This window comes from Microcystis sp. LEGE 08355 (assembly GCF_015207185.1).
Lineage (GTDB): Bacteria > Cyanobacteriota > Cyanobacteriia > Cyanobacteriales > Microcystaceae > Microcystis > Microcystis panniformis.
The window spans coordinates 1-2,362 of the sequence record NZ_JADEXI010000666.1; the positions used below are offsets into that span (position 1 = coordinate 1).

The 2,362-nt window shown below is 46.4% G+C and carries 2 protein-coding genes; one reads left to right on the forward strand and one right to left on the reverse strand.

Features of this window, described 5'->3' with window-relative positions; genetic code table 11:
• Positions 1-320 precede the first annotated feature (320 nt).
• Positions 321-1,034 (forward strand): response regulator transcription factor, encoded by a 714-nt coding sequence (locus IQ242_RS22645; protein WP_193961499.1) that lies wholly within the window; start codon positions 321-323, stop codon positions 1,032-1,034.
• A 52-nt stretch (positions 1,035-1,086) separates the two neighbouring features.
• Here IQ242_RS22645 and IQ242_RS22650 read toward each other — a convergent pair whose 3' ends face one another.
• Entirely contained in the window at positions 1,087-2,088 is a 1,002-nt protein-coding gene (locus IQ242_RS22650) for a phosphoribulokinase (RefSeq protein WP_002740086.1), read from the reverse strand.
• Between the last annotated feature and the right edge of the window lie 274 nt (positions 2,089-2,362).

Below are 2,362 nucleotides of genomic sequence, written 5' to 3' on the forward strand. Positions count from 1 at the left end.
CAGGCATCTTCCTCTTTCGAGACGTTGTGACACTTAGGGTGCGGAATGTGGGTTATAAAGAAATAATTAAAGCAGAAAAATCTGGGTAAATTGGGGTAGATTTGAGTAGATTTTAGGGGAGGCTAAGTATATTGGCAATCTCTGCTTTTAGTAATTAGAAATAAAATCAACCGGAAAAAGGGGATTGCCGAATGAAGAATAAGAAAGCGGAATTCAGAGAAGGAGGAAGGGAGTGAAGTCAATGTTTGGGGGGGACTCTAATAATCCAAAATTCAAAATTAGCAAAGCAACGTCCAATTCGGCAAAACTGGTCAAAAAATATGGATAAAGTGCGGGTTATCGTTGTAGAAGATCACGATTTAACCCGCATGGGGTTAGTGGCGGCTCTCCAGCATCGGGAAGGTATTCAAGTGGTAGGGGAAGCGATCAGTGGATTACAGGGACTGAAACTGCTAGAGGAGACTAAACCCGATGTGGCGATCATCGATATAGGTTTACCCACGATCGATGGCATCGAGTTAGTGCGACGCTTCCAACAAAATCGGGGCGAAGACAGCTTGGCCACGAAAATCCTCATGCTAACCATGCACAAAACCCCAGAACTGGTTTTAGCGGCTTTTGCTGCTGGGGCTGATTCCTACTGTATGAAGGATATTAGCGTCGATAAATTAGTCGAGGCGATTTATTCCACCCAGGAAGGCAATCCCTGGGTGGATCCTGCGATCGCAAATGTGGTTCTGCAACAAGTGCGCCAAAATGTTCCCGTGGGTGCGGCTGCCGAGACCAAAACAGTGATAATTCAAGGCGTTGACCGAGAATATCACCAATTGCTGGAAAATGCCCCCCTAACGGCACGAGAGCTAGAAATTCTCGATCTGATTGTTGCGGGTTTTAGTAACGCCCAGATTGCCGGCCGACTCTATATCACCATCGGCACGGTGAAAACCCATGTCCGCAGTATCTTAAATAAACTCTCTGTCGATGATCGCACTCAAGCGGCAGTGCTGGCCCTGCGATCGGGATTAGTGGGTTAAAAAAAACCGGCATCCTACCCAGGTAGGATGCCGGTTCGGTCAAAACTAGAAACTAGACTGACGCTGCCACTTTTGCTTCAGCGGCCATTAGTTTTTCGTAGGTTTCACGCATTTTGAGACCGACTAACACTTGGAATAAACCCGTACCATTGGTAGAACCGGGATAATCCTTGTGTTTGAGCAGTAATTCGGTCATTTCACCGTAGTATTTAGTGCCGGTTTTGCTCAAATGGCTTTCGATGTAGATCATTTCTTCCAGGTTATCGAATTGACCATCTAGTTCCAGAATCGACACTTCATTTCCCAAGAAGCCATCCGGACCATAGTAGAGTTTAATACCGGGATAAGTGCAGGTCAATTTACGACCACAGGGCCGCCAATCGATGGTGGAACCTTCATCAAACAGATACGCAGGTTCAAAGTTTTCTACCCCTTCTTTCTGGATTAAACGGACCCGCAGTAATTTACTTTCGTGATCTTCAAGTAATTTGGTGGGCAGCACTTGAATCACCACGTCAGCGTACTGTCTTTGGGGGTCGATATAGGCACTGAAATCTGGTTTTCTAGAATTAATAGCCGCCATCACATCATCGTAGGTGTGACCGCGCTCGGCCATATCCCGTTGAATTTTCCAGTTAACTTTGACTTCATCGCTAATATCGAGATAAACGCTGAAATCTAATAGGGACCGGACTCGTTCATCATATAGGGGGTGTAGTCCCTCGATCACGATTACCTTATTCGGTTCGATGATTTCGGGGGGATCGATCATCCCCGTTTCATGATTATAAATAGGTTTATTAATGGCTTGACCTCCCTTAAGAGCTTTAATCTGCTCATACATCAGGTCAAAGTTATTCGCTTTCGGATTGAGTGCGGTGACACCCACCTCTTTTCTCTGTTTGCGATCGAGGCAATGGTAGTCATCTAAACAGATCACTGTCATAAACTCGGCCCCGAATAAATCGGTCAAACGACGTAAAAAAGTAGATTTCCCACAGCCGGAGTCCCCAGCTACACCGATTAGAACCACGCGCTCTGGCTTATTGGCCATAGTTTCCCTCTAAATACACAACTAATTGTTAACCCATAGTAGTAATTAAACCAGACTCTGGATCCAGCAGCACCCCGCCGCCACAAATTTCTGCTGCTGACAGGTTCGGCAAGAGTCTCACGCTAGATTGACATCCTCGCCGCCGTGAAACGGACGGCGATTCCCAAACCTCACGATTTGGGTTTCTGCTTCTTTCCCTTGCGGGGTTCCGCACCTGCCTTAACAGATTTACTCTGTTCTGGTCTTATGGTCGCTCTACAGACTGACACCGCAA